This is a genomic window from Undibacterium sp. GrIS 1.2 (assembly GCF_040544435.1).
Classification (GTDB): Bacteria; Pseudomonadota; Gammaproteobacteria; order Burkholderiales; family Burkholderiaceae_D; genus Undibacterium.
Genome location: NZ_JBEONP010000122.1, coordinates 1 through 3,163, shown reverse-complemented (window position 1 = coordinate 3,163; position 3,163 = coordinate 1). Strand labels below are relative to the sequence as shown.

Sequence of the window (3,163 nt, the reverse complement as noted above, 5' to 3'; positions counted from 1 at the left end):
CACTTCTTGTGTTTCACTATCTTTCTTACCTCTACTTCCCCGCCTCTCGACGGGAGCCGAACTATAGCAAACCTACCCTCCCTTTGGCAAGCGCTATTGCATGGATACATGCAATAGTTGCGGATTATTGCACTATAACTAAATTCGTCGTTTATATTTTTAAGGAGGGGGCATTAAATCAGGTAAAAATCAGGCTAAAAAAGGGACTCAATACATATTTAGTTTTTCAGGCTACTAGTCTTATCAATCTGATCTGCTGATAAAAGCAAAAACTGCACAGCACGTTCAAAGAGTGGCTCTTTTTCCAAAAAACGAACTCTTCCGTGACTAATCATTCGCCTAAACATACGGGCACTAACTACTGAAGGCTTATTCTGTCCCTCTAAACTAAGAACAAGATTGCTAAAGTTAGGATTTACCCAATTAAGCCGCCCTATGCTTGGATTACCACCTAAATTAATTTCCAGTGCGACTCCGCTACGTAGTTTCTCCTGGATGTATTCAGGACTTAGTTCAATTTGAGTTTCTGCGGTATCTACGTCTTTACCTTCAGCCGGCAATTCTCGATCAAAAATTTGATCAAGCATTTGTACTTTTAAATCCAAGTCTTTAATTGCTTGCTCTAAATAGTGCTGATTTTTTGTCAAATTACTTGGATCATAAGATTCATTATGACCAGCTTCAGGGTTATTTACGAAGTTACTAAAATGTTCGTGAATCGCAGACAAAGTAGGTACATGGGTGAAGGTCTGAGAATGCGAGGATCGCAATACATTAGTGTGCGCATCGACCAGCCAGTTTAATAATTTTTGCTGCTGCATTAAATCCCAAGTAATTAATGCAAGGCCTTCACGTAAGGTATTCAGAATAATAGGAAGCAAAGCAAACAATTGCGCTCGGTCGTCCTCTTTGAGCTTTGGGATAATACTCCACAGCAAATCCGGTACTAGCAAGCGATAACGGCGCGCACGCTTCGAATCGCTACGCTCGGCTAGCTCAATTGAATGCACCCATGTATTTTCTAAAAAATCTTGCAAATAACTATCAATTGTCAGTCCTTGCAAGGCCTCCCCCAATTGCGCCGCAGTGTGTGCGAAACGAAGCGTGCGATTTTGTATTTGCTCAACAGCATCAATCGTGCGCTCAATATTTTTATCACTAGCCCTAAGCTCTTTGGCAATAAAGGCATCGAATTCGTCTAACATTTTGGCGAACAACGACGGACTTTCATTCTCGTCTTGCAGCAAAGCTTCCACAATACGACAAATTTCTTCGGTGATATGTTTGCCACTTGGATCGAGCTGCTTCAAACCCAAAGAAATTGATCCAATACGATTGACCAACATGCGAGCCGGATGTCCCTTTTGAGTTAGCAAAGATGTATCTCTTAAGGCAACCTTCAATACTAAAAATTGTAATCGTCCTAGCTGCGCGCGAACCTCGGCCGGGACTTGATTATCACGCAAAATAAATTCAAATAGCATCGCGACAATGTCGATAGTCATCTGCTCATCGACATTTTTAGTCATTTCATTAAGAGAAGATCTTTGCTCTAAAATAAGATTACGAACCTCGCCTTTTCCGTCCAGTATATCGGCAGTAGAGGGCGTATAAGATCGCTGCATACCACTCAAAGACTGAGAAAGATGAGTACCATTATTGGACTCTGTTTTAATCGTATCGTTGTTAACTGCCCCGTCACCACGAACGATATTATGTGCGGAGGGTATTGCTTGACCAGCCGAATCGGTAGCGTTACCGTATATCTTGCCGCTCTGATTATCGGCGCTATAAGTTTCTCTCCTATTAATACCAGAAGTACGCGGATCATAGGACGAGGCATCTGGCTGAAGCTCACTCCCAGAGTTTTGCATTCCATGCATACCGCTATTTCTAAACCCGGCTGCGGCGGCCTTATCCTCGAGAGGAGCATCATTAGAGAAAAATTTTCTTAGTGCGCTACCTACAGTCTGCCCACCTGACAACCAGCCAAATTTACTCTCTTTGGCATCTTTAGCTGCGGTGAGGTCAACGGGTTGAGGCTGTTGAGAGGCATTAGAATCCAAGCCAGAGTACTGGTTACTTGTAGATAAACCGTTGGTCATCCCACGCAAAGAATTAAATAATTGCTCCATGCGACGTTTTGGCGTGTCTGTAGAAATAGCTCTAGAGTCTACGTCATACCGCTTACCATCAATTTTATAGCTAGAAGAATCAGAAAAGCGTGATCGACTGCTCGGGGACAATTGCTCTAAATCATCGTCATCAGTCGCATCACTTATTGAGGCATCTTCCGATGATAGTAGAGTTGAAGTTGGGGATTTTTTTATTTTCAGTTGCAATTGCGCCGCCAGACCATGTTTGGCCAAATGCGTGTTTACATCGTTATAAACAGTCGATACAAACACCGCAAAATTCTCTGCCAATTGTTCCAGTAAAATCGTTGACAGGTCTGTGCTGAGTCCAAAATTTTCAATTGCAGTTGCAATACAGCGCGAGAACAAATAAGGGCGAAAAGGATTTTCTCTTTCCTTGATGGTGTCTTGACCAAATAACAATGCTACTCGAATATTAAGATCGCGCAACTGCTCTTCAGCCTCGCTGCGAAACCTTTTAGTAATATCGTTAATACGTAGTTCGTCTTCAAAAGCAGAAGAATCCACTAAAGAGAGGCTGTCCGCGCTGGCAGTCAACGCAGATGATGGACGGAAAGTATTGTAAGTGGTTTGAAAACTACGATTGAGCAACTGCTCCATACTTTTCCCCATTTGCTGGGTCAAAGATTCGCCTTTGTCTCGGAGCACCGCTCGTGCGTTCAGCAAGCGACCTTGCTCGGATGAGTAACTGGCATCTGCGCGCACAAATAAAGCCTCTATACTTCGCGGCAAAGTTTTTTGCACAGCAACTAAAAACGCGCGCATAAATTCTGCACGCGTGCTGGCTAGTAATTCGTTTGGATCCATATTCTTCCTTGTATTTAAGCTTGGCAGCTTGCATGGAGAACAATCCGAACTATAAACCAAATACCGAAGTTATGTATATTGCAATACGCTTAAAATATAAGAGCTTTTGAGGTTCTTGCAAAACGAAACACCGGAGAGTAATTTTATTGCGAGAAGCGCAAAATAGATGAGAAAGGAGCGGCCATTTCTGGCAAGATGAA

1 protein-coding gene is annotated in these 3,163 nt (G+C 42.8%); it reads right to left on the bottom strand.

Features of this window, described 5'->3' with window-relative positions; translation table 11 throughout:
- Positions 1–218: 218 nt before the first annotated feature.
- The gene (locus AAKU61_RS22275) at positions 219–2,963 is read right to left on the bottom strand and encodes a DUF1631 family protein (RefSeq protein ID WP_354335790.1); all 2,745 of its coding nucleotides are present in this window, start codon (positions 2,961–2,963) and stop codon (positions 219–221) included.
- Positions 2,964–3,163: the final 200 nt, after the last annotated feature.